Origin of the sequence: Neobacillus fumarioli NBRC 102428, from assembly GCF_001591485.1 — a bacterium.
GTDB classification, from domain to species: Bacteria; Bacillota; Bacilli; order Bacillales; family Cytobacillaceae; genus Neobacillus; species Neobacillus fumarioli.
This window is the reverse complement of sequence record NZ_BCUZ01000275.1, coordinates 1-601: the sequence shown is the minus strand read 5'-3', so window position 1 is coordinate 601 and position 601 is coordinate 1. Positions and strand designations below refer to the sequence as shown.

Annotated in this window: 1 protein-coding gene; it reads left to right on the top strand. The window is 40.9% G+C overall.

Annotated features, from left to right (window positions below; all coding sequences use genetic code 11):
- Nucleotides 1-78: 78 nt before the first annotated feature.
- Complete coding sequence (locus BFU02S_RS16145) at nucleotides 79-573, top strand: L,D-transpeptidase (protein ID WP_157075979.1); 495 nt, start codon at nucleotides 79-81, stop codon at nucleotides 571-573.
- Nucleotides 574-601: the final 28 nt, after the last annotated feature.

Here is a 601-nt window from a genome sequence, read left to right as displayed (position 1 = left end):
TTTGATGAATGATTTTAAGAAATGGTGGAAAACTACAGGGAAAAAGGCAGGTGGAAAATTTTGCAGAAATTAATAGCTATGATTCTTTTTGCTTTTGTCATTTCCCCGATTTGGCCGTTAGGATCTAACCCAATGCATGGTGATCCATTTGTGATTGTCAATAAAAGAACCAATGAACTGGCATTTATTAATGAAAATAGAGTACAGACGATTATCTCGGTTGGAACGGGCAAGACAAAGGATTTGACACCGGAAGGCCTTTTTACGATCACTGTGAAAGCAAAGAATCCTTATTATATCCGAGGAAATATTCCGGGAGGTGATCCAAGAAATCCGCTTGGTACCAGGTGGATTGGGTTTGATGCAAAAGGAACAAATGGCAGAATTTACGGTCTGCATGGAACAAATCAGCCTGCTTCCATCGGAAAATATGTATCCCAGGGCTGTATCCGGATGCAAAATGAAGCGGTCAGCTCGTTATATCCGCTGATTCCATTGGGAACAAAGATCCTTGTAACCTCTTCAACTAAATCTTTTGAACAACTCGCAAAAGAAAATGGTGCGATTCAATAAGAAAAGCGGAAGCGCCTTGGTCAGCCTG

Bases quoted from the DNA above. Each gene is read 5' to 3' on its own strand.
- BFU02S_RS16145 (WP_157075979.1), top strand. From the start codon at position 79: ATGATTCTTTTTGCTTTTGTCATTTCCCCGATTTGGCCGTTAGGATCT.